The sequence below is a fragment of the Azonexus sp. IMCC34839 genome (assembly GCF_047047955.1).
Classification (GTDB): domain Bacteria; phylum Pseudomonadota; class Gammaproteobacteria; order Burkholderiales; family Rhodocyclaceae; genus Azonexus.
On record NZ_CP150631.1, the window covers coordinates 2,532,114 to 2,555,490 of the forward strand.

Consider the following 23,377-nt stretch of genomic DNA (forward strand, 5'->3'; position numbering starts at 1 on the left):
GGTTAGTATTCCATTGCGTAGAGGTCACAACAGGCTACGGCAACTACTGCTGCTTGTACCGTTTGGTGCCATCCGGAGTCAGACAATAGTGTCCTCCTTTTGGCCCCACACATAGAGGCTCATTTCCGCATGGGCATGTACTGGTTTTTGCTTGGACCACTCCAGACTCCGGATGCCGAAAATCCCACGGAGCAACCGGAGCGGGATCGCTCCAGAGGCCAACTCGTTGCGCTCGAGCTTGTTGCTCCGCATCTTGATATAGCCGTTGATCTGCCGGCGATTGCTCTTTTCGGTACTTTTCGTACCACCATGCTAGGCCTGCACGAACCTGCAGGAGATTGATGTCTTTTCCGCTATGGAACACCTTGCCGATAGTTCGGCCGTACCGGTCTTGTTTTTCAGCCTCAACCATAATGGTCTTGTTGAAAACCAGATCGGCCAGGTTGTTCTTTGATCGATTACCGAAGGGCTGCCCTTTTTCAGGGGCGTCGATGCCGGCAAGGCGTACTTTGACCTGGCGTTTGGACGAGTCAAGGATTGTCAGGGTATCGCCATCGGCGATGTCCGTGACAAAGCCGGTGATGGTTTCAGCATGGACGGAGAGGGAGATCAGAGTAGCAAATAACAGGGCAAGTCGGTGCATTGAGGTCCTGCGGAAACTGTATAGAAATGTCGGGGCCATTTCACTGCCTTAATGCTGAACACATTGGGGTGTCGGCCTACATTCCATAATATTTGCTACTGAATCCGACAGATAGCGGAGCACCATCATAGAGACATGAGACGCTGATCTTTAGACGCTTTCTGTGGTCGTAGTACGTGTGGAAGTGAGTCTTCTTACGTACCAATTCCAATTCTGACGGGTTGATGCTCAAGGCGCCTAAGACAGCCTCTGAGTCGAACTCCTGGTCTTGCCGGTGAGGTGCAGTTCGCTTCAATTCAACGTCTACGTAGCTTATGAAGTTACCTTCTGCTTCGAGGCACATGTGGCATTCATCCGTGTCCAGAATGATGTTTCCGACATCGTTCGGCGTTCCACCAGTCGCCCGTGCAGCGTCTTGTATTGTCATACCCATGTACTGGAACGGCCGATGAAATGGTCTGGACAGCATGACAAGCGCCTTGGTGTATGCCTTATCGAGGGCTCCACCTAGATGGGTAACACCGGAAGGTGGTGCGAAGGCGTTGCGGTTGAAGACGACACCAAGGCTTCGCAGCACATCTTCAAGTGCTGCCGCGTAGCGTGACTCGTCAGAGAAGTCTGCGTAGCGCTTGCCAAGAAGGAAGCCGGGAAGCTCGCACTTTCGGTACATAACGGGCAGTACTTTGACTCTGCGGCCCATGATCTCTTGGGTCATCGCAACGTCAACCTCGCGTTGGACCCAGGGCGAGGCGACCGAGTCTGGCGATAGAACCACCGCAACATAGTCCATTCTATCGATGCCATCGCGTATCTTTTCGATGAGCGATTCGCCAACCTTTATCTCGGCCTCATCCAGCCAATACGGGATGCCTTGGTTATCGAGATCCGCTGCTAGCCGGCGAACGAATGGTTTGTCGGCATGGTTATGGCTGAGGAAGACGGTGGGAAGCATAGTGGTGAGTTTTTCGCGAACTTAACAGCTATCAAGTGGCCACGTTGGGTTCAAATATGAACTGATATTGATGAACGGATTATGTGCCTGGTATTTATGAACCGGCAAGTTCAGCTCAATACAGGTTGATTCCAAATAGATGAAAGAAAATCTTCACTCGAATAATTCCATTGGGCTATATTGCTATCGTTTCGTACCGCCTGAGGCACCATGGAAACACTCGATGGACTTTTCATCTCCGGTCCTCTCTATTTGGTCAGCACAAGCCAGTCATTTCTGGACTCGCGGCTTTGATGATAATGCTGGGCGGGAAATAGTTTTCAAGCGGTGAAGCCTATGGCTCACATAACCTTAGAATTACAGCGGCTAATGTCAATGGAAAGTCAAGGAGGAGGCTTACCCGAAGAAAGGCGGCGTCGTTCCGGGACAGTCCACGCGATGAGCTGGCCAAGATTCTGGCTCAGGCTTTCGCGCACGAGGCTGCTTGAGGATGTCCAGAGCGAGAGCCTAGAACCCGCGATACTGCGCGAAGCGGTGCCCCGGGGGCCTGTATCTGGGGGAGGAGGCGATGGTAGTGGCACGCTTGCTCCGCAGCAGTACCGCTCGTGTGCGCTACGCAGCCCAGCCCATTCTCGACGTGAAATTCCTTCCCCCAGACCTTGTGCAGGCTGAGGGCGCCCGGCTGTTGAGCGACGTGGCATGGATATGAGGGAAGGAGCCAGCCGCGCCATGCTAGGCCTAGAACCACCCAAGGCCTAGCTGAGCTTTGCACAATAGGGGCATGCCGCTTGGGATGCATTCCCTTCAATTGCTCCATCACGACGTGAGGCTTGTCAGCTGATGGACTGGCATAGCAAGGCAATGCCTATAAGGCTTGGCGACACTTCCGCGAATCGTGCCTTTGATGCAGCTACTCCGCCATGAATAGGTCGCAGACTACATCTTCGTTGTAGCGATCGAGCACAGGCTGCAGCATGGCGGCGATACTGCGCCACTCGCCGGCTGGTGCCGCCTTTGCCACATTCATGACCTCCAACAGCCCGCGCAACCGGTAGTCCATTGCAGCCGGAGAAGTCACTGTAGTATCAGCCCGAGCATGCGCACGAACAGCGTCGACGAGATCTCCTTCAGGTTGAATGCTCAGAACGCCGCGAAGATAGCCCTCGTAAGGCAGCTTCGCAAACGTCAGCGCCCGGTCGATCGCTGTCAGCACAGCCTTCCCTAGCGCAGGCTCGATCCCAACGTCTGAACGGCGTCCATTGAAGTGCGATTGCAAAGCACCAACACAGGCGAGCAATCCGTCGAAGTTGTCGGGAACGACGCGCAAGCTCAACCCGATGGCCGAAGACGAAGCAACGTTAGAGATGTCTACCGTCTGATGCTGAATTTGCTGAGCAGCACGCTTGCTCCAAAAACCGGGTTTGCTCGGTTGCTCCTGCGGTACGGTGCTCTTCCAGCGAAGCACTTCTGGAATGAACTCTTCGAGCAGCCAATCGTGCGTGAAATTGGCGTCCCAGTTAGTGCGAGGCGATACGTCTACAGCCCCCCCAAAATCCGCGGGAATTTTCCATCCGATGACGACGTTGGTCTCCCAGGGCAACCAGATGCCTCCCTCGTCGTAGGCATACAAAAATACGTGATGCCCGTGGTCGAATCTATCGGTGTCAGTCTGCGTGTAGACTTTCAGACAGCCTGGTGCGCCATCGAAAATGTGCCAAGGGCCATTACCTTTAGCAACATCATGTTCCTGTGCGAACTCAATCATTGCCCGCCACAGTGACCGCTTTACGGAGGCCAATACAAATGGCCCCGTACTGCCTCGCAGCCGCTTGAATCTGCCACACCGATAGAGTGTGAGCTGCTCGTTGGCGGTCTTGTAGAACGAAGCCCAAGCCGTATTCAGCACCCAATCCAGATGTTGGATTTCCTCGTTATCGAGGATCAATCTAGCTGAGTTGGCTATTAATACGACTTTGCGGGCGTCCCCAATCATCGGAACAGCGTACGGGCGTGCCTCGTCGGTTCGTGCGTGAGCGCGCCACTGCATCCAGCTAACAAGCTCTTTGCCTGAGATCGAGATCGTAATGCCCGAAAGGTCGGGGCGTGCGAAGGACAAAATCGCGCCCGTACTCATCTCGTCATCACTAGGCATCAGCACATTACAGGAGATGGTCACGTTCTCCAGCGATAAAGATCGCCCGAACTGCGTGATGCGCTTTGTCTCGAATATGCGCTTGGGCGGCTCTGGGGGCGAACGGAAGTCCTGTACGCAATACCGGTCGGCGACATCGTCCCCGAATAGTTCACTAACGATCGGACGCCGACGGCGAAGTAGTGTGTGAATCTTCACGCCGTCCCATAGATCACCATCAATCTCACGTGTGGCCAAGAGCTTTGCACACTCCTTCCACTCTAGGGCCAGCTCGGTCACCTCGAAAACGTTGAACGTCGTGCACAGGACGAATTTGCGAGCGTCGGCCGAGTGCGGCCCGCATAGAAATTTGTCGACCCAGGCTGTGATGTCGCCCTTCGCGATACTTGCCCATCGCTTGCCCTCGTAGTAATCGCACTTGCGGGACGTTGCATCAATAACCATGACATCAACGCCGCCTTGGGTGCTACCCGACTTACCGTAACGAAAGGCCCGTACTGACATTCCATCGGCCGGATCGGCCAGCCTTGCAATCAGCCGCTCGAAGTTGTCAGGCGTGAGGCAATCGTGCAGCGGCAACTGCTCGATCTTGCTGTCGATGACAGGATCTGGCTGCCGCTCGAACTTCGAGAACAGCTTTTCTAAGCTGATCTCGCTCGTTTCGTCTTGGTGATCAAAGGCCACTCGCGCTCCCTGGAGTTAGATAGTTTCCAGGAGATTACCAGACGAGGGGGGGGCTACTTGGCAAGTGTCATCTGCCCGAGGGGGCAGGTCGAGCACAGAACCAGAAATGGACCAGAAGGACCTCCGCTTATCTGCTGCTGCGGGCTGAGTCTTGTAAGCTTTCCATTCGGTGAAGGATTTCGCGGATCTTCTCTTCTGCGAAATCCTTTCTGTCATTAAGTGAAGCATTATGCCTTTGGTCTTGCTTCCACGTGAAGATCAATCCAGAGCCCGTAGCATGATAGTCAGCGAAGCTATACAAACCGTATATTGCCCGCAAACAATCGACAGTCTTATCCTGCAGTTTAGCTATATCCAGGTCCCAGCAGCGTAGGACCGTTATAGGCCAATCATTAGAAATACTGCTTAGCGCTTCAAATGCATCATCGTCGATTCGATGCGCGACTTCTCCTCCCATTTGACGCAGGTAATCCACCAACGGGCCAATATACGTAATGAACTTCCGTAGCCGGGTTAGATCGTCCGAAAAAAAGTTGGCCTGCGGTGAAGCCTTCTCCGGGGAAAACTGAGGGTAATGGCCAAAAAATACACCACTGTCGCGTCCTAGATCACTGGAGATATCAGGCCAGAAGAGAATATCGACCGAAAAAAGGGAAGAGGCGGTTCTCTCGACGGATATTTTCCGAACTGCTCTCTGAAGAGTGGCATCTCGTGGAGCTGTCGTGGCAATGTAAAGCTCGTTCAGGGGAGGCTGAAACTTTGAGGCGTTCTCTATTTCAGTTTCAACAACTGCCAGACTTACGCCGTCAATCGTGTTCTTACACTGCACACCGATGTGCTTGTCATTGCAACAATACCCCCACACATCGATGCCATCTTGCTTCTGTCCGGGGCGACCGTTTCTAAAAAAACGGGTTGATTTCCAGCGGATTTTTGAAGCTGAGAGGCAGATCTCCTCAAACTCATCCCAAGATTTTGGTGCAGGGATATGAGAGTTCGCTATAGTCGGCATAAACAACCTTTTTATACAGTTTCTGGTCCTGTTGACGTATGGCAATCAAGGCTCAGTCCTGCGTTCAAGTGTTTTCTTCGAGGGTCAAATTCTTTGAGTCGGTGAACCTGTACGCCGTGTCAATGACATAACATTCTACATCGCGTTTTTCATCATCGGCGGCAGGGAGATAGTAGATGCATAAGAAACTGGACGAGTTATTACTCGAAAGTGTGCAAGCAGTTAGCGACGTTTCGCCTAGCAGTTTTCTTTCCATGCAGTACAAGTCGTTAGTCAACGTCATGCACTTCATAGAGCAGACGCAAGAAGCAGCTTACGCAGACCAGACGCTTAGGAAACTATTCGGTACCCAAAATTGGGTTCTGGACCCCCAAGCACTTGAAAGGTTTTTCCAAGTCGTAGGAGAAGTGCAGTTCTGGATGCTCGCCAAAAACAAAGGAATACTGCTTGATCGCATTCCTGAAGGCGTCAGGTCGACGCCCGACTTCCGTATCCATGGCTCTTCCCCGAATTCGATACAGTTTGAAGTGAAGACTCTCTCGGTGACAGATGGGTGGCGAGCGCTGGCAGGGATGGCTGAGAACAGCTTCGAGGCTCGGTTAGAGCTGCAGAAGCAGATTTCCCGTGGAGAACGCGTGGCAATGGTCGCTCATTCTGTTGCACCACACGGAAATGTACCGCGCGGACTTGAGCAGACCACCATGTGTCGACACCTAATTGACAAGGCCTCGGGAAACATAAAACAGGGCCAATACTTAGGGGCGCCAACGTTCTTGGTGCTGAACCTAATGCTCATCGACGGGCACTTCAACGGTAACTCGGACCTTAGACCTGTAGCACCGGGTTACCCGTATGAATGGTCTGTTCGCACAGGAGCGCTATGGACACTGGCCTTCGGTTCAGTTGAGCAGCTTGTGCACGGGATCCCTGAATATGAGGGGCTGCCTGGCATAGAGGGGAAACTGGAACGGGTAGGCGTACTAACCAACCCGGATTTTGAGAACGTGGCTGGGCTGCTGCTGATTGTCCATAGATTAAGTGAAGAACCAATATTTTACGGACTGCGGCGCAATGCCGACGGCCAGGACTGGGCATCAGCGTGTCCAGCGCTTTCCGATGTGTTCCATGCTTTGGTGGGAACTAATTGGAACGATGACCTTGATACGAACGGTGGGTGCCTGACCACGCACTAAATGAGCCCAAGAAATATTAGCTCTCCAGCCATGGTCGGGTGCTGACGGTGGCGTCGGAAAGAATAGAGGGCGACGGCAATAGTAACTCCGCCGCAGAACCAGAAATGGACCTGAAAGCAAAAATGCCAACCATTCCGGTTGGCCTAATCCATTGAATCGTTGGGCCTTATCTGGTGTTGAGTGCCAGTGCGGAAAGTCTTATGAGTCCGTTGGCACCGAAAGCGGTCAGCCGGTTACTCGGTGCTGGCAAGTGTCGGCAATGCACCAGACTGCTGCCGTAGCGTTCATTATCTTAAATGTCGGCTAAGGCCGAAATCCAGTCCGATGTCTGCTTAGGCGGCATTGCGCCCAATTTCTACGTCATGTTTTCACCATATTGAGGCCTATGGTTTGATAAGCCAGATTAAGATGCGGCTCAATCAAGGCACAACTATAAGATCCATGAAGCCCGATCCAAAAATTAAAGCAACACCCCGTAACATACGCGTAGCTTATGTTCTCGAGAACGGTATTGACTCGCTCAACTGGCTCGACGCAATCATTTCGGACTGCTTTAGCCGAGACGGTGGCAGGCAATCTTTGGTAATTCCATTGATCAATGGCGCCATTTCTTCGCGTTATAAGGGATGGTTGCGCCTACTTGATCCCGATTTTGTCGTCCTACTAACTTACGACAACGGTGCTTTGGCAAAAGACTTAATAACTCTTCTTTCCGATACCCAACTGCTTGACTATAAAAGAGTGCGAGGAGAGGTAGAACAACATCCCAGGATAAATATTGATCGCCCTTTAGGTCTTACTTCTCTGTCCTGGCTACCTTTCCTGAAGACGGTTTCTGGATTTGTCCATTCACCACCTACGCATATCCTAGATTGCTACCCAGCCTGGCAAGATGATGGGCTCATCAAAGACACCTTTGGAACGCTGCACGATAGCGCAAATAGTTTTCCGATACATCAGCAACTCGGTATCCGGGGCATGGTGTTGACGCCAGAGAGTCCACCAGAAAATCGTTGGCATTACCGCTCAGTTGAAGGCGACGAGGTCCAAGACGCATATGGGGTTCTTGAGAATCTTGGGAATCAGGGCGGCATAGCGACTTTAGGACAGCTTTCTAATCTTTGCGCTCAGCCCCATAGGCCTAAACACCCTTGGACAGACGGATTCTGTTTGGTCGTGGGGGACACATTTGAAGATCGTGTGTCATGTTGGAATGCAGGTCTTCTATTTGACGATGCGCATAACCAACGCTACAAGACGCTACGCGTCCCTGCCGCAGCTGCAATCGACGCAGGAAAGGCAACAAAAATTGGTTCTTTCCTTCGTGCGTGCAATTGGATCGGCGGAAACAATGGCCCCGCACGCGTTGTTGTGCGATCGCACTCCCTCAATCAGACCGAACTCGAAGCATTCGTTACGCAGATTCAAGCCTCATCTAGATCATACGTAACTTTTTCGGCAATTCCCTCATTGGATGAATGCAGTCCTTCCGACTTGGCACAAATGTCCCGCGCCTTTAGTTTTGGAAATCCACGCCCTGCAACTCTAGAAACAGCTATCACGCATTCGCCAACGGAAGTGGCTGTCCCTCAGCCCATTCAGCTAATGTATTGCGCCGGTATGCATCCGGTGTATTCGCGAGGTTCGTGGTACATCGACTTATCGATTGATCGCTTGAATGATATTGGCCGCTTCAGCAACGTCCGTGAACCGTGGATACTGCCGAATCGATCACAGCTAGTACGGTATTTTTCAATTGTCGAAGGTGCGCGCCTTCGGCGTGGCGGTGGCATTTCTGTTCCTGCGAACACGAGCACCGTTCACCTAGAGGTAAATCAGCCTGACGATGCGACTATCTTCCGTAGCTTGATTACTGACCGCCCGTTCTTTCCAAATGCTGACCTGCGCGGTAAAGAGACGAAAGATTCTGCCTATCGCTATGTAGAACCTTCTGACAAGGGTAGCTATCTGGAAGGGCTAATCGGGATGTTTGGCTCCCTCAGCGACATCGAGAACACCATGTCTTCGCATTTCTGGCGCGCCCAGTTCAGCGATTTGGCTGCGCCCGCACAGAGCCAACATGAAGAGGTAATAAAAGATATCCAGCGACGAATGCGCGCGAAATCCGGCAAGCTAGTAATCGAAGACGAAGAGACTTGGCAAAAACTGGCACAACGCATCCTACAAAAAGCTAGCAGGCTTAAGGTGCCACGTCAAAAAACGCGCTACGACCTTTTACTTGCGGCCTGGACAAAAGAACTGACCGCCGCCATCGAAAGTGACGCAAACCTTGCGAAACAGCGTGACGATATTTTGGCTGAGCGGGAAAACGATCTGAAGGGTTCCCTAAGTTACCTATTCGAACGCGGCATTTTTTTTCGTGGTCACGAATGGAGTTGCAGACAATGCCGCCACCGGAACTGGCGCGGAGTTGAAGCCTTAAGGGAATTAATGGAGTGCGAAGTTTGTAGCCGAGAGCATCAACTCCCTGTCAATGTTGCAATGGACTTTCGCATGAATGAGTTCTTCGCAACGTGCCTGCGCGAGCATGACACGATTACCGTTGCATGGGCTATTAGCGCCTTACGAAGACAGTCGCGTACTTCCTTCATGTTTGCACCACAGACAGCTTTGTACCGTGACCACCCAGAGAATCAGGGGGAGCGTATTGATCGAGAGCTCGATTTAATCTGCATCGTTGACGGAAAATTTGTAATCGGGGAGGTCAAAGCCCGAAGTGAACTCATTGCCAAGTCCGATATCCAAGATTTGGCAGCCGCAGCAAAAGAGGTTGGCGCAGACGTAGCAGTTTTAGCTGCCATGGCTGGTGATACAGAGATAATGAAGTCGAAGCTTCAAGAGCTTCGTGCTTTACTGCCTGCTGAGATCGAAGCTGAGTATTTGATTTCAGATTGGGATGATAAGCCATCGAGTTATCTATAAGTCAGTCTTCCCGTCAAAACTCACCAGAGAGAATCGATATGGACTCGCTTCGTTCGTCAACACGATCAATTGCTCACAGGCGGATTACCGCCTGACAATGACAATCGGCGGAACGTCTGCTAAGGCCGATCACCTGCCTATGGAATTTTCTCTCGAACTGCCGCTTATGCTTTGTATGCGGGTGCTTTGTGAGGTGAGGTAACTTGAGATCCTCGAAGTTTGACTGTAACTCTAGTGAAAGTTCGGCGTAACTTTGGTGATGGGCAGCGGTAACGCGAGATCTGGTCCGGCGTGCACCGGCAGCGCCCGGACGGGTCGCCCTGGTAGCCGCAGGGGCAAGGATTCATTGCGCCAATCAGTTGGAATTGCGCTGGGAATTCGGCATGCCGTGCGGCGCGGGCGATGTGCGCCGAGCCGGATTCGAGCGGTTCGCGCAGGGTTTCCAGCACCTTGCGGTCGAACTCCGGCAGTTCGTCGAGAAACAGAATGCCCTGGTGAGCCAGGCTGATTTCGCCGGGGCGCGGCGGATTGCCGCCCCCGACCAGGGCGACGGCCGAGGCAGTATGGTGCGGCGAACGGTAGGGGCGGCGACCGAACTCCTCCGGCCGGAACTGACCGACCAGCGACAGGACGGCGGCCGAAGCGCGGGCCGCCTCCAGCGTGAGTGTCGGCATCAGGCCTGGCAGGCGGGCAGCCAGCATCGATTTGCCGGTGCCGGGCGGGCCGACCATCAATAGAGAGTGGCTACCGGCCGCAGCAATTTCCAGGACGCGCTTGGCCTGCGTCTGGCCGCGCACTTCGGCGAGGTCGGGGAAATTTGCCGCAAAAGTGCTGTGCACCGCAGCAGTCACCGTCGGCAGGCTGTCGCGCTCGCTCAGATGGGCGCAGACGCCGAGCAGCGACGTCGCACCGAGGATACCGTCGGCCCCGGTCAGTGCCGCTTCCTCGGCGCTAGCCACGGGTAGGATGAAATGCCGCCCGTCCAGATTGCTTTGCAGGGCCATGGCCAGCGCGCCGCGCACCGGGCGCAGTTCGCCCGAGAGCGACAACTCGCCGGCGAATTCGTAATCGGCCAGCGCCTTGGCCGGAATCTGTCCGCTGGCGGCCAGAATGCCGAGGGCGATGGGCAGGTCGAAGCGGCCGGATTCCTTGGGCAGGTCGGCGGGGGCCAGATTGACCGTGATCCGTTTACTCGGGAATTCGAAGCCGGAATTGACGATGGCGGCGCGCACGCGGTCGCGCGCTTCCTTCACTTCGGTATCCGGTAAGCCAACGAGCGTGAAGCTCGGCAAGCCGCTGGCGAGGTGCGCCTCGACGATGACCGGCGGCGCGTTCAGGCCGTCGAGGCCACGACTGTGGGCGACGGCCAGGGCCATCAGAGGTTATTGCCCGGCGCGGGCTTTTTCCAGCGCCTCGACGCGAGCTTCCAGTTCCTTAAGCTTCTCGCGGGTACGGGCGAGCACCTGGGCCTGGACGTCGAACTCCTCGCGCGTGACCAGATCGAGCTTGCCAAGCAAGCCGCTCATCATGGCCTTGGCATTCTTTTCGATATCTTTCGCCGGCGAACTGGCCAGCAGGGCGCTCATCTTGGCGCTGATGTCTTCAAAGACTTTTGGGTCGAGCATCGCGTCTCCTCCTAGGCGTCGCAGTGTAACACAGGGGTGAAATCCTCCCAGGTAGCGGGCTGCCCGTGGCTGGTGCGTAACAGTCTGTGACCGCACAGCTTTGGTGCGCGCATGTGGTGCGTTTTTATTGTTGCAGCGCAGAAACCTTTGATTTGTGTCAAAAACGTGACCTGGCACGGCTCCTGCTATTAGTCGCTGCACAACTAACTTTCGTTTTAATTTTTTACCGTTCTACAGGAGAGAAAGAATGAAGAAGTCTCTGATCGCTCTGGCACTGGTTGGTGCCTTCGCTGCTCCGGCCATGGCCCAGACCGCTGCCCCGGCAGCCGCCGAGGAAGCCAAGAGCGCCCATACCATTACCGCCAACGTCGGTGTCTTCAGCGAATACCGTTTCCGTGGCATCGCCCAGACCGCTTCCCGCGCGGCTATCCAGGGTGGTATCGACTACTCCCACGAAAGCGGCTTCTACCTTGGTAACTGGAACTCCAACGTCGCCGAATCTGCTGGTTACCCCGGTGGCAGCATCGAAATGGACGTCTACGGTGGCTACAAGGCTGCATTCGGCGATTTCGGTCTGGACGTCGGCGCCATCACCTACTGGTATCCCGGTAGCAGCGTGAATGGTGGCAAGAACAACGGCGATATGGTCACCAACAAGGAAATCTATCTGGGTGCTTCCTGGAAGTTCCTGTCAGCCAAGGCTTACTACTCTGTTGATGACTACTTCTCGGCTCGCGGTACCAACGGTGGCAGCACCGCCGGTACGATGTACTACGATCTTTCTGCCAATTACGACCTCGGCGATGGCTGGGGCGTGAATGCTCATGTCGGCTACCTTGATTTCAAGAAGGTGCATGACGGTAGCTACACCGATTGGAAGGTTGGCGCGACCAAGGACATCAACGGCTGGGTCTTCGGCCTGTCCTACATCGGTACCGACGCCAAGGGCGGTGCTGGTCAGCCGTACCGTTTCACGACGTCGGGTCTTCATAGCTACGACTCTGGCAAGGACACCATTGTTGCCTCCGTCTCCCGTACCTTCTAAGCAAACTTAAATATTCCCCGCCGGTGACCCGGCCGGCGCCGGTGGGGAATTCAGACTTCAAACCTAAATGGGGAACTACTCATGAAATTCGTTACCGCGATCATCAAGCCGTTCAAGCTTGACGAAGTGCGTGAGGCGTTGTCCGCCATTGGCGTGCAAGGCATCACCGTTACCGAAGTGAAGGGTTTCGGCCGGCAGAAAGGGCATACCGAGTTGTATCGGGGCGCTGAATATGTCGTCGATTTCCTGCCGAAAGTGAAAATCGAAGCTGCCGTGAAGAGCGAGCAGATCGATCAGGTCATCGAAGCCATCGAAAAGTCGGCCAGCACCGGCAAGATTGGCGACGGCAAGATCTTCGTCTTCGACCTCGAACAAGTTGTTCGTATCCGGACCGGCGAAACCGGTACCGATGCCCTGTAAGGAGAACCCCATGAAACGCGTATTCGCATTGCTGGCTCTGGTCGGCGCCGTTGCATTCGGCGCTCCGGCCTGGGCTGAAGAAAAGGCTGCTGAGGCCGCGCCGGCCGTTACCGCGCCGGCTGCTGCAACCGCTGCCGCCCCGGCCACCGCGCCTGCTGCTGCTCCGGCCGCTGCCGAAGCTGCCGCCCCGGCCGCAGCTCCGGTGCCACCGAACAAGGGTGACAACGCCTGGGTCATGGTCAGCGCCGCCCTCGTCATCCTGATGTCCATCCCCGGCCTGGCTCTGTTCTACGGCGGTCTGGTCCGCTCCAAGAACATGCTGTCCGTGCTGATGCAGGTGTTTGTTGTTTTCTCGCTGATTTCGGTCCTGTGGGTGGTCTATGGCTACTCCGCCGCCTTCACCGAGGGCAACGAATTCTTCGGTACGCTCGACAAGCTCTTCCTGAAGGGCGTTACCGTCGAATCCGTCGCCGCCACCTTCTCCAAGGGTGTCAATATCTCGGAACTGGCCTACGTGATCTTCCAGGGCGCTTTCGCTGCCATCACCTGTGGTCTGATCGTCGGTGCCTTTGCCGAACGTGCTAAGTTCTCCGCCATCCTGGTCTTCATGGTGATCTGGTTCACCCTGTCCTACATCCCGATGGCTCACATGGTTTGGTACTGGGCGGGTCCGGATGCCTACATCGACGCCGCTGCCGGTGAAGCTGCCGGTAAGACCGCTGGCTTCCTGTTCCAGAAGGGTGCGCTCGACTTCGCTGGCGGTACCGTCGTGCATATCAATGCCGCCATCGCTGGTCTGATCGGTGCCTACATGGTCGGCAAGCGTACCGGCCTGGGCAACGTCGCCATGGCTCCGCACTCCCTGACCTTCACCATGATCGGTGCTTCCCTGCTGTGGTTCGGCTGGTTCGGCTTCAACGCTGGTTCCGCCCTCGAAGCCTCCGGCGGTGCCGCTCTGGCCATGGTCAACACCTGGGTTGCCACTGCCTGTGCAGCGCTGTCCTGGATGTTCGCCGAATGGATCCTGAAGGGTAAGCCCTCCATGCTGGGTGCTGCTTCCGGCGCCGTTGCCGGCCTGGTTGCCATCACCCCGGCTGCCGGCTTCGTCGGTGTCATGGGTGCCATCATCATCGGCCTGCTGGCTGGTGTGGTCTGCCTGTGGGGTGTCAATGGCCTGAAGCGCCTGCTCGGTGCTGACGACTCCCTCGACGTCTTCGGCGTCCATGGCGTCGGCGGTATCCTCGGTGCCATCCTGACCGGTGTCTTCTGTGACCCGGCCCTCGGCGGTACCGGTGTCTATGACTATGTCGCCAACGCTGTCGCTCCGTACGACATGACTGCCCAAGTGATCTCCCAGCTGTGGGGTGTGGGCACGGTGATCGTCTGGTCTGGTGTGGTTTCCCTGGTCGCCTACAAGCTGGTTGATATCGTGATCGGTCTGCGTGTGCCGGAAGAAGAGGAGCGCGAAGGTCTCGACCTCACCTCCCACGGCGAAAGCGCCTACCACCACTAAGCAAGAAATTCGTAGTCTCTCTCCCTTCGGGCACCCTCGGGTGCCCGCTTTTTTTGGGGTGTTTTATTTGATCTGCGGGCTTGCTAATCTTCAAGCATGCGTATCGTCCAACTTTCCGACCTGCATCTGCGTCCCGGCCTGCTGTACAGCGGTATCGATCCCTGGCAAGCGCTGGAAAATGCATTGTTGCGCCTGGCCGGACTGGTGCCGCGGCCGGACCTTCTGCTACTCAGCGGCGATCTGGCCGATGATGGCGCTCCGGTAAGCTATGCGCGCCTGGCCACACGTCTGGCGGCGCTGGCTATGCCTTATGCCGTGTTGCCGGGCAATCACGATCAGCCGGCGGCCTTGAAGGCCGCTTTTCCGAATCAAGCTTGGGCACCGATCGATCCAGCCTGCCAGTGTCTGGATTTTGCTGACTTCAGTCTGTTGTTGCTCGACACTTCAGTGGCGGGTGAGGAATGGGGCGAACTATCTACCGATACGCTAAGCTGGCTGGAAAGCGCCTGTCCGACGGAGCGCAGGGTTTTGCTTGCCCTGCATCATCCGCCGTTCGCAGTCGGTATTCCGGGCATGGATGTCATCGCCTGCCGCAATGGGGAGCGTTTGGCTCGTTGGCTGGCCAAGCAGCCCAATGTCGAGGCCTTGCTGTGCGGCCATGTGCACCGCCATGTGGTGACCACCTTTGCCGGGCGCCTGGCCATGACCTGCCCTTCGACAGTGCACCAAATTGCGCTTGGCCAAGGGGGATTGGCCTGGACCAATGAGATGCCAGGCATGCTGGTGCATGATCTTCCGCCGGGGCAGGCCTTGCGCGCTCACTATCTGCCCGTAGTGGCAGCGTCGGTCGTGCCCTACACGGACTAGACGGTTTATTTGATCAGCGGGAGCAGGGTGCGGAATTCGTCGGTGCCGGCCTGGTGCAGCCACTCGAAGAGCACCATTTCGGTGGTCACGATGCCGACACCGCCGGCTTGCAGGCGCTCCAATGCTGCCTGGCGATTTTCCGGGGTGCGGGACGACGACGCGTCGGCAACCAGAAAGACCTCGTAACCGGCACTGTGCAGACCGAATGCGGTTTGCAGTACGCAGACGTGGGTCTCGGTACCGCACACGACGACCTGTCGACGTCCACAGCTTGCCAGCAGGTCGAGGACGCCTGGTTCGGCTGCGCAGGAAAAATGGGTTTTTTCGAAAAAACGGGCGTGCACCGTAGCAGTCTGTACTGCCGGCAGGCTGGGGCCGAGGCCGCGCACGTATTGCTCGGAAACAAAGGCGGGAACGCCGAGTTGCCGACTTCCTTCGAGCAGGCGAACGGCGTTGGCCGTGACCTGCTCACTATGGTGAATGGCCGGCGCAAGTTTCTGTTGCAGGTCGACGACCAACAGCAGCGAATCGGCCCGCTGGATCAGCATCAGCGGAAGACGACCGTCTTGTTGCCGTGCACCAGGACACGGTCTTCCAGGTGGTAGCGCAGGCCGCGGGCGAGCACGGTCTTCTCGATGTCCTTGCCGTAGCGGACCATGTCTTCCGGTGAATCGGAATGATCGATACGGATCACGTCCTGTTCGATGATCGGGCCGGCATCCAATTCGGAGGTCACGTAGTGACAGGTCGCGCCGATCAGCTTGACGCCGCGCTCGTAGGCCTGGTGGTAGGGCTTGGCGCCGACGAAGCTGGGCAGGAAGCTGTGGTGGATGTTGATGATCCTGCCAGACAGCGCGTCGCACAATTCCGGGCTGAGGATCTGCATGTAGCGGGCCAGGACCATCGTATCGCCGCGTACATCGTCGAAGATGCGGGCGATTTCGGCGTAGGCGGCCTGCTTGTTGTCGGGCGTGACCGGCACGTGGATGAACGGGATGCCATGCCACTCGACGAAGCCCTTGAAGGTGTCGTGGTTGGAGATGACGCAGGGAATCTCGATGTCCAGTTCCTTCGACTGCCAGCGCGCCAGCAGGTCGTAGAGGCAGTGCTCCTGCTTGGAAACCAGCACGACGACACGCTTCTTCACCGCGCTGTCATTGATGCGCCAGGTCATCGACAGCGGTTCGGCGACCTCGGTGCGGAAACGTTCGCGGAATTCGGCCAGCAGGAAGGGCAGCGAATCGGCCTTGATCTCGATCCGCATGAAATAGCGACCGGTGAGCGCATCGGCGTGGAAGCTCGACTCGAGGATCCAGCCGCCGTTCTGGGCGATGAAGCCAGAAACGCGGGCAATGATGCCAACCTGGTCGGGGCAGGAAGCGGTCAGGGTGTAGAAACGGTCGCGATGCATGGCGGTAGGTGGCCGTGAGAAGGGAAGGCTGAGCCCCTATGGGGGGCGGGGAGCGCAGCGAGCCGGGGTGGTACGCTGCGCCGAAGGCTTGCGCCCGAGCCGTTAGGCGCGGGCGAAAGCCTTGTCGATTTCCGCGCGCAGCTGGTCGTAATTCAGGGTGACCGGGAACTGCGGGAATTCGCGGATGACGTTCTCCGGCGGATGGAACAGGATGCCACCATGGGCTTCGCCAAGCATGGCAGTATCGTTGTACGAATCGCCAGCAGCGACCACCTTGAAGTTCAGCTCCTTGAAGCGCTTGACCGCTTCGCGCTTCTGGTCCGGCATGCGCAGGTGGTAGTTGACCAGCATGCCCGCATCGTCGTCTTCCAGCGAGTGGCAGAACAGGGTCGGCCAGCCGAGCTGGCGCATCAGCGGATGGGCGAACTCGTAGAAGGTGTCGGACAGGATGACGACCTGGTAATCCTCGCGCAGCTTGTCGAGAAAGGCCTTGGCGCCTTCCATCGGGCCCATTTCGCCGATCACCTTCTGGATATCCGGCAGGCCGAGCTTGTGCTGGCGCAGGATGTCGAGGCGGTAGGTCATCAGCTTGTCGTAGTCCGGCTCGTCGCGGGTCGTGCGCATCAGTTCGGGAATACCCGTGCGCTTGGAGAATTCGATCCAGATTTCGGGGACGAGGACCCCTTCGAGGTCAAGACAGACGATATGCACGGTTCAACTCCCTGCGCGGTATGCGAAAAACCACGATTTTACCCGATACAGGTCGGGTTATCCGGTGTTTTGGCATAAAGAAGGCGTGTTAAGGGAGTGCTTTCCTTGGGTTCGTTCAGGCCGGGGCCAGGCTCTCCCAACCTGCACGTTCGCGGCCGCGTCCGGCCGAGCGTCCGCCGCGGTTGACGCAATGGCCGGTGCCGGATTTCAGGTACTGACGCAGCCGATCGACATCCGGGATATGGATATGGCGCCCTTCGACATTGATCATGCCGCGTTCCGACAATTGCCGAAGCAGGCGAGAGAAGTGTTCCTGCGTCAGGCTCAGGCGCGAGGCGATGATCGACTTTGTTTGCGCCAGACGGATCACGGCGTGCGGACCTTCGCTGCTGTCGGCCAGTTGCCGCACCAGGAAGGAGACGATGCGTTCGGTCCCGGACAGGAGCGAGGTGGCTTCCATGTCGAGCAGCAGGAAGTGCAGCTTCTCAGCAATACGCAGCATCAACTGGTGAGCAAACAACCGGTTGCTCTCCAGGCATTCGCGCAGGATGGCTTGCGGCAGGAAGAGCAGGGTGGTGTCGGCCAGTGCCTCGGCATTCATCGGGTAGTGCTGGCCGATCGACATGCAGGCCTCGCCGACGCCATCGCCCGAGCCGAGGATGCCGACCACCTTTTCGACGCCCTGTAGCGAGCAGAAGGCCAGCTTGATCTGTCCCGATACGACGACATGCACGCCGCGACAGGCATCGCCCTGCTCGAATAGCGCGCTGCCCTTTTCCAGATGCTGAACCCGCACGGCGTCAATCAAACGCGCAAACTCCACGCTATCGAGCGACGAATAAGGGGCGATTCCGCGGAGAAACTCCCCGGGGTCGATCGTTTGCTGCCTGCCCATGCTTTACCTCCTGCTTTGGCTGTCTGGGTGGGCATTTCCCCATATTGGTGCAAACGAATTTTGATCCTGGTCAAAATTCGCCGAGAGATGTGGTCCAGCTACGACCGAATGACTAGTGGATATGTACCAAAGAAGGAAGGAGAGGCGTCTTGTCGAGGCTGCTTAGGCGGCTGGCCGCCGCCACAGGGGAAACAGACCGAGCAGGCCAAAAATCGGTCCGGGCAGCAGCAGCCAGGCGATACTCAGCCCCCAATCGCCAACCCAACGGGTGGCGAGCTGGATCGACACCATGGTGATGGCGAAGCCGATGGCGTTCTGGAAGGCGAGCGCGCTGCCGACGATTTCGGGCGGGCAGGCGCGGGCCGAGAGGGCGGAGAAATGCGGCGAATCGGCCACCACGCTGAAGCCCCAGAGCAGCAGGAGGCCAACTCGCAGCCAGGCCGGTAGTTCGCCGGTGAGCGGGAAAAACGCGCAGCACAGCGCGGAGGTGGCCAGCGCCGCCGCGGCGACGCGGGCGCTACCGATGCGGTGGCTCCAGAAACCGCCGGTCACGCAGCCGAGCGCCCCGATTCCCACCGTGGCGAAAGCCAGCCCGGAGAGCAGGGCAGTCCCGCTCTCGGCCAGACCGCTGGCGACGAGCAAGGCCGGAACGAGCGTCCAGAAAGCGTAAAGCTCCCATTGGTGGCCGAAATAGCCGAGGGCGGAGGCGCGGAAGGCGGGGATGGAAAAGGTGTACAGCACGCGGCCGAGGCGCAGCGGTGGCGCGCCGTGGCGGCGCACCAGATGCGGGCCGTCGCCCAGGCGGAAGATCAGGCCGGCAGCGAGCAGGGCGAGTAGCGAAGATACCGAGATGGCGACCTGCCAGGGCAGTCCGCTGCCGAGCAGACGCACGCCGTGCGGCAGCGCCGTGCCTAGCGTCAGCATGCCGACCAGCCAGGCCAAGGCCGCACCGGCGCGCTCCGGCACCCAGGTGACGACCAGCTTCATGCCCAGCGGGTAGACGCCGGCCAGACAGAAACCGACGGCAAAACGTAGCGGCATGCCGCTGGCCAAATCGTGGGCGAGCAGGGCGAAAGCGGCGTTGAAGCCGGCCCCGAGCAGGGCGCAGACGGCGAAGATGCGGCTGGCGGGAAAGCGGTCGGCCAGCCCGCTCAGCGAGAAAACCAGGGTGCCGAGGATGAAGCCGAGCTGGACGGCATTGGTCAGCGTGCCGATGTCGGCCGGCTGCATCTGCCAGCTGCACACCAGGTCGTCGGCGGCGCTGTTGGCCGAGAACCACAGCGAGGTGCCGAGCAGTTGGGCGAGGACGATGGTGATGACGGGCGGCATGGCGAAATCCGGCAAGAAGTCGGCGGATTATCCGAGTGGACAGGGGCGTTTGCCAATGCCCCGCCGGGGATGCCCGTCAGTCGGCGCTGGGCAGCGCTTCTAGCGCCTCGTGCAGCTCCAGCCAGCGTAGTTCGGCGGTGTCGATTTGCTCGCCAAGGGCATTGGCCAGGCGATGCATTTCTTCGCTTTTTGCCCGGTCCACCGCAGCATAGAAGTCCGGATCGGCGAATTGCGCGTCGAGCGCTGCTTTTTCGGCCTGCCACTTGGCCAATTGCTTGTCGATCTGCTCGATTTCCTTGCTCAGCTTGCGTCGCTCGGCCAGCAGCGCCTGCCGGTTGGCCTTGGCTTCGGCGCGCTGTTGCAGGCGCTCGGCCTTCTCGGCCACGGCATCGGGTTCCGGCGCTTTCTCGGCCGAGCGCTGGGCGGCCAGCCAGGCGGAGTAGTCGTCGAGATCGCCGTCGAAGGGCGTGACCTTGCCGTCGGCAACGAGCAGCAGTTCGTCGGCGCAGGTGCGCAGCAGGTGGCGGTCGTGCGAGACGAAGACCACGCCGCCTTCGAAATCCTGCATGGCGAAGGTTAGGGCTTCGCGCATTTCGAGGTCGAGGTGGTTGGTCGGCTCGTCGAGCAGCAGCAGATTGGGCCGGGTGCGGATCAGCAGGGCCAGCGCGAGGCGCGACTTCTCGCCGCCGGAGAAGGGGCCGACCGGGCGCGTCGCCATGTCGCCGCGGAAATCGAAACCGCCGAGGTAATCGCGTAGCTCCTGCTCGGGCGTCAGTGGCTCCAGCTTCTGGACGTGCCACAGCGGGGACTCTTCTTCACGCAATTGTTCGAGCTGGTGCTGGGCGAAGTAGCCGATCTTCAGCGCCTTGGCTTCCTTGCGCTCGCCGCCCTGTTGCGGCACCACGTTGGCCAGCAGCTTGATCAGGGTCGATTTGCCGGCGCCGTTACGGCCAAGCAGGCCGATGCGGGCGCCGGGGCGCAGCGTCAGCGTGGCTTGGTCGATGATCTTGCGGTCGGCGTAGCCGGCGCCGGCATTTTCAATGACCAGCAGGGGATCGGGCAGGCTTTCCGGCTGGCGGAAGCTGAAGTGGAAGGGCGAGTCGACGTGCGCGGCGGCCACAATTTCCATGCGTTCCAGCATCTTGACCCGGCTCTGCGCCTGGCGCGCCTTGGTCGCCTTGGCCTTGAAGCGTTCGACGAAGCGGGTCAGGTGCGCGATCTCGCGCTGCTGTGCCTCGTAGGCCGACTGCTGGGTGGCCAGGCGTGCCGCCTTGGCGCGCTCGTAGTCGGAATAGCCGCCGGAGGTTATGTTCAGGCGTTGCTGATCGATGGCGATGATCTGGCCGACTACCGCGTCGAGGAAATCGCGGTCGTGCGAAATAAGCAGCAGCGTGGCCGGCGTCGATTTCAGCCAGCCTTCGAGCCAATAGACGGCGTCGAGGTCGAGGTGGTTGGTCGGCTCGTCGAGCAGCAGCAGGTCGGCGCGGCAGGACAGGGCGCGCGCGAGATTGAGGCGAACACGCCAGCCGCCGGAGAAATCCGCCACCGGCCGGGAGAAATCGGCGTCGGTGAAGCCCAGACCGTGCAGCACCTCGGCGGCACGTGCCTTGGCCGAGTAGCCACCAATTTCGCCATAGCGGGCGTGCAGGTGGCCGATGGCCTCGCCGTCGCCCTTGGCTTCGGCCTCGGCCAGCTCGCGTTCGACCCGGCGCAACTCGCTGTCGCCATCGAGCACGAAGTCGAGCGCAGCATCGGGCAGGGCCGGGGTTTCCTGGGCGACGCGGGCGATATGCCAGCTGGCCGGGATATCGACATCGCCGGCTTCGGCGTGCAATTCGCCGCCGAGCAGGGCGAACAGGCTGGATTTGCCGCAACCGTTGGCACCCACGACACCGACTTTCCAGCCGGGGTGGATTTGCAGCGAAGCATCGACAACCAGCGGGCGGCCGGCACGGGCGAAAGTGACTTGGCGTAAGGCGATCATGAGGCCGCGAATTATAATCCCGGATTGTCCATTAGACGGCCCGCCGGGCCTTGCACGAGCGCTGGCGGTCGTTCGGCGGCGCCTTGCCGCCGTCGCTTCGCGCCAATGGGGGCCACCATTGGCTTGGCGCGCCAGCGTCAATTCGCTGGCCAAACGCCGCGCCATCGTCTCGCACCCTAATGAACATTCCGGGATAACGGCGGCCTGCTAAAATTCGCCGCATGATCAAGCAGATTCGCGCCGACCAGCTCAAGCCGGGCATGTATATCCACGACCTGAATTGTGGCTGGATGGATCATCCTTTCATGACCAATGCTTTCCACGTGCGCGATCAGTCGACCGTGGAAAAGATCGTCAATCTCGGCATCCGTGAGTTGTACATCGATACGGTCAAGGGCGCGGACGTCTGGGAGGCGCGTACCCAGGGCGAGGTCAATGCCGAACTCGATGTGCGCATCCGCGAAATCGCCCGCAAGCAGACCGACAAGCCGGCGACCACCGACGTCAAGGAAGAGACGGTGCGCGCCCGCCGTCTGCACGGCGAAGCCAACAAGATCGTCCGCCACATGATGGAGGACGTCCGCCTCGGCCAGCAGATTCAGGTCGAGCGGGTCGAGCCGCTGGTCGAGGGCATGGTCGATTCCATCTTCCGCAACCAGGATGCCCTGTTACCGCTGGCACGGTTGAAGAACCACGATGACTACACCTTCGAGCATTCGGTCAGCGTCTGCGCGCTGCTCGTCGCCTTCGGCCGCGGCATGAAGCTCGAGCGCCAGCAGATCAAGGAACTGGCCCTGGGCGGACTGTTGCACGATGTCGGCAAGGCCAAGATTCCGGACAGCATCCTGAACAAGCCGGCCAAGCTCTCGGACGAGGAATTCGCCACCATGCAGTCGCACGTGGCGCAAAGCGTGCTGCTACTGAAGGACGCGCCGGGCATCAGCCGCATCGCCCTGCAGGTGGCCGGCGAGCATCACGAGCGCTTCGACGGCACCGGTTATCCGCGCAAGCTGAACGGCGAGCATATTTCGCTCTATGGCCAGATGGCGGCCATCGTCGACGTTTACGACGCCATCTCGTCGGAGCGCGTCTATCACAAGGGCATGCCGGCCTCGATGGCACTGAAGAAGCTGCTCGAATGGAGCGCCCACCACTTCGATCCGCAACTGGTGCAGACCTTCATCCGCGCCATCGGCATCTATCCGACCGGAACGCTGGTGCGTCTGGAAAGCAATCGCATGGGCGTGGTCGTCGAGCAAAATGAAGGCAATTTGCTCGAACCGGTCGTCCGCGTGTTCTATCATGCGGCCAAACAGCATTATCTGCCGCCGGAGATCGTCAACCTGGCCAAGACCCAGGACCGTATCGCCAGCTTCGAAAGTTTCGAGAAATGGAAAATCGACCCCTATCAATGGCTCCCCTCCTGATTGCCGCACTGCTGGCCTGGCCGCTGGCTGCAACCGCGAGCGAGCCATCGCCGGGCCAGCAGGCCGCGTGGGAGGCTCGTCTCGAGCAGGCCGCCAAATTGCAGGCCGAAGGCAAGGAGATGCAGGATTCCATCGACAAGACTTTCGACGAGCAGACCAAGGCCTGCTACAAGAAATTTCTGGTCAGTTCCTGCTTGAAGGAATCCAAGCTTCAGCATTCGAAGTCGTCGCATCAGGCCCAGCGCCTGATCAACGAGGGCAAGGCCATCGAGCGCAGCGTGAAGAAGGAGCAGCTGGCCGACAAGGATGCCCGTCAAGCGGCCGAAGTGCCGCAACGCGAAGCCGAATTGAAGGCGCGCGAACGCGAGGTCAGCGCTGAGCAGGCCGAGAAGGCTGCGCAAATCGAGCAAACCCGTGCCGACAAGGAAAGAAAAGCGGCCGAAGGCGCCAAGCGCAAGGCGGAGCAAGCCGAACGCCAGCGCAAGAAGGTCGAGGAGCACGAAGCGCGGCTGGCGGCCAAGAAGGCGCAAGCCGAGCGGCGGGCCGCCGAGGCAGAAGCGAAGTAGCGAGG

General features: G+C 58.4%; 19 protein-coding genes and 1 pseudogene. 8 read left to right on the forward strand and 12 right to left on the reverse strand.

Annotation, left to right across the window (positions count from 1 at the left end; translation table 11 throughout):
- Positions 1–43: 43 nt before the first annotated feature.
- From WIF35_RS12305 to WIF35_RS12320, 4 genes are all read right to left on the reverse strand, one after another.
- Entirely contained in the window at positions 44–643 is a 600-nt protein-coding gene (locus WIF35_RS12305; protein ID WP_412478507.1) for a thermonuclease family protein, read from the reverse strand.
- Positions 644–719: 76 nt separating this feature from the next.
- Positions 720–1,595, reverse strand: a complete 876-nt coding sequence (locus WIF35_RS12310) for a toll/interleukin-1 receptor domain-containing protein (RefSeq protein WP_412478508.1) — start codon at positions 1,593–1,595, stop codon at positions 720–722.
- Between the two features lie 910 nt (positions 1,596–2,505).
- The gene (locus tag WIF35_RS12315; protein ID WP_412478509.1) at positions 2,506–4,431 is read right to left on the reverse strand and encodes a hypothetical protein; all 1,926 of its coding nucleotides are present in this window, start codon (positions 4,429–4,431) and stop codon (positions 2,506–2,508) included.
- Positions 4,432–4,558: 127 nt separating this feature from the next.
- The gene (locus WIF35_RS12320) at positions 4,559–5,443 is read right to left on the reverse strand and encodes a hypothetical protein (protein WP_412478510.1); all 885 of its coding nucleotides are present in this window, start codon (positions 5,441–5,443) and stop codon (positions 4,559–4,561) included.
- Between the two features lie 176 nt (positions 5,444–5,619).
- On the opposite strand from WIF35_RS12320, the gene WIF35_RS12325 reads away from it, so the two are divergent.
- Both WIF35_RS12325 and WIF35_RS12330 read left to right on the forward strand, forming a co-directional pair.
- Positions 5,620–6,636: a hypothetical protein gene (locus WIF35_RS12325; protein WP_412478511.1), complete on the forward strand. Its 1,017-nt coding sequence runs from the start codon at positions 5,620–5,622 to the stop codon at positions 6,634–6,636.
- A 441-nt stretch (positions 6,637–7,077) separates the two neighbouring features.
- On the forward strand, positions 7,078–9,579 hold the full coding sequence (locus WIF35_RS12330) for a hypothetical protein (protein WP_412478512.1): 2,502 nt from the start codon (positions 7,078–7,080) through the stop codon (positions 9,577–9,579).
- A 266-nt stretch (positions 9,580–9,845) separates the two neighbouring features.
- Here the strand turns inward: WIF35_RS12330 and WIF35_RS12335 are convergent.
- Positions 9,846–10,955, reverse strand: a pseudogene (locus tag WIF35_RS12335) (YifB family Mg chelatase-like AAA ATPase); the annotation flags it as partial.
- A 6-nt stretch (positions 10,956–10,961) separates the two neighbouring features.
- The gene (locus WIF35_RS12340) at positions 10,962–11,204 is read right to left on the reverse strand and encodes an accessory factor UbiK family protein (protein ID WP_412478513.1); all 243 of its coding nucleotides are present in this window, start codon (positions 11,202–11,204) and stop codon (positions 10,962–10,964) included.
- A 247-nt stretch (positions 11,205–11,451) separates the two neighbouring features.
- Between WIF35_RS12340 and WIF35_RS12345 the strand changes: the two genes are divergently transcribed.
- The 4 genes from WIF35_RS12345 (at position 11,452) to WIF35_RS12360 (ending at position 15,049) form a co-directional block, all read left to right on the forward strand.
- Positions 11,452–12,249 (forward strand): TorF family putative porin, encoded by a 798-nt coding sequence (locus WIF35_RS12345; RefSeq protein ID WP_412478514.1) that lies wholly within the window; start codon positions 11,452–11,454, stop codon positions 12,247–12,249.
- 81 nt (positions 12,250–12,330) lie between these two features.
- Positions 12,331–12,669, forward strand: coding sequence for a P-II family nitrogen regulator (glnK, locus tag WIF35_RS12350; protein WP_412478515.1), 339 nt, complete (start codon positions 12,331–12,333; stop codon positions 12,667–12,669).
- A gap of 10 nt (positions 12,670–12,679) precedes the next feature.
- A complete protein-coding gene (locus WIF35_RS12355; protein ID WP_412478516.1) occupies positions 12,680–14,182 on the forward strand; it encodes an ammonium transporter in 1,503 nt (500 codons plus the stop codon).
- A gap of 96 nt (positions 14,183–14,278) precedes the next feature.
- On the forward strand, positions 14,279–15,049 hold the full coding sequence (locus WIF35_RS12360) for a phosphodiesterase (protein WP_412478517.1): 771 nt from the start codon (positions 14,279–14,281) through the stop codon (positions 15,047–15,049).
- Between the two features lie 5 nt (positions 15,050–15,054).
- On the opposite strand, the gene WIF35_RS12365 is transcribed toward WIF35_RS12360, so the two are convergent.
- The 6 genes from WIF35_RS12365 to WIF35_RS12390 all read right to left on the reverse strand — a co-directional run bounded on the left by WIF35_RS12365 (position 15,055) and on the right by WIF35_RS12390 (position 21,379).
- Positions 15,055–15,597 carry a hydrolase gene (locus WIF35_RS12365; RefSeq protein WP_412478518.1) on the reverse strand — a complete coding sequence of 181 codons (543 nt, stop codon included), beginning with the start codon at positions 15,595–15,597 and terminating at the stop codon, positions 15,055–15,057.
- Complete coding sequence (gene purU / locus WIF35_RS12370) at positions 15,597–16,460, reverse strand: formyltetrahydrofolate deformylase (protein ID WP_412478519.1); 864 nt, start codon at positions 16,458–16,460, stop codon at positions 15,597–15,599. Before purU ends, WIF35_RS12365 begins: the two co-directional genes overlap by 1 nt.
- Before the next feature lie 102 nt (positions 16,461–16,562).
- A complete protein-coding gene (gene thrH, locus WIF35_RS12375) occupies positions 16,563–17,171 on the reverse strand; it encodes a bifunctional phosphoserine phosphatase/homoserine phosphotransferase ThrH (RefSeq protein ID WP_412478520.1) in 609 nt (202 codons plus the stop codon).
- 115 nt (positions 17,172–17,286) lie between these two features.
- The gene (locus tag WIF35_RS12380) at positions 17,287–18,066 is read right to left on the reverse strand and encodes a Crp/Fnr family transcriptional regulator (RefSeq protein WP_412478521.1); all 780 of its coding nucleotides are present in this window, start codon (positions 18,064–18,066) and stop codon (positions 17,287–17,289) included.
- Between the two features lie 162 nt (positions 18,067–18,228).
- On the reverse strand, positions 18,229–19,395 hold the full coding sequence (locus WIF35_RS12385; protein ID WP_412478522.1) for an MFS transporter: 1,167 nt from the start codon (positions 19,393–19,395) through the stop codon (positions 18,229–18,231).
- Between the two features lie 76 nt (positions 19,396–19,471).
- Positions 19,472–21,379, reverse strand: a complete 1,908-nt coding sequence (locus tag WIF35_RS12390; RefSeq protein WP_412478523.1) for an ATP-binding cassette domain-containing protein — start codon at positions 21,377–21,379, stop codon at positions 19,472–19,474.
- A gap of 221 nt (positions 21,380–21,600) precedes the next feature.
- On the opposite strand from WIF35_RS12390, the gene WIF35_RS12395 reads away from it, so the two are divergent.
- A complete protein-coding gene (locus tag WIF35_RS12395) occupies positions 21,601–22,806 on the forward strand; it encodes an HD-GYP domain-containing protein (protein WP_412478524.1) in 1,206 nt (401 codons plus the stop codon).
- Positions 22,791–23,372, forward strand: coding sequence for a hypothetical protein (locus WIF35_RS12400; protein WP_412478525.1), 582 nt, complete (start codon positions 22,791–22,793; stop codon positions 23,370–23,372). The genes WIF35_RS12395 and WIF35_RS12400 overlap by 16 nt, the downstream gene beginning before the upstream one ends.
- Positions 23,373–23,377: the final 5 nt, after the last annotated feature.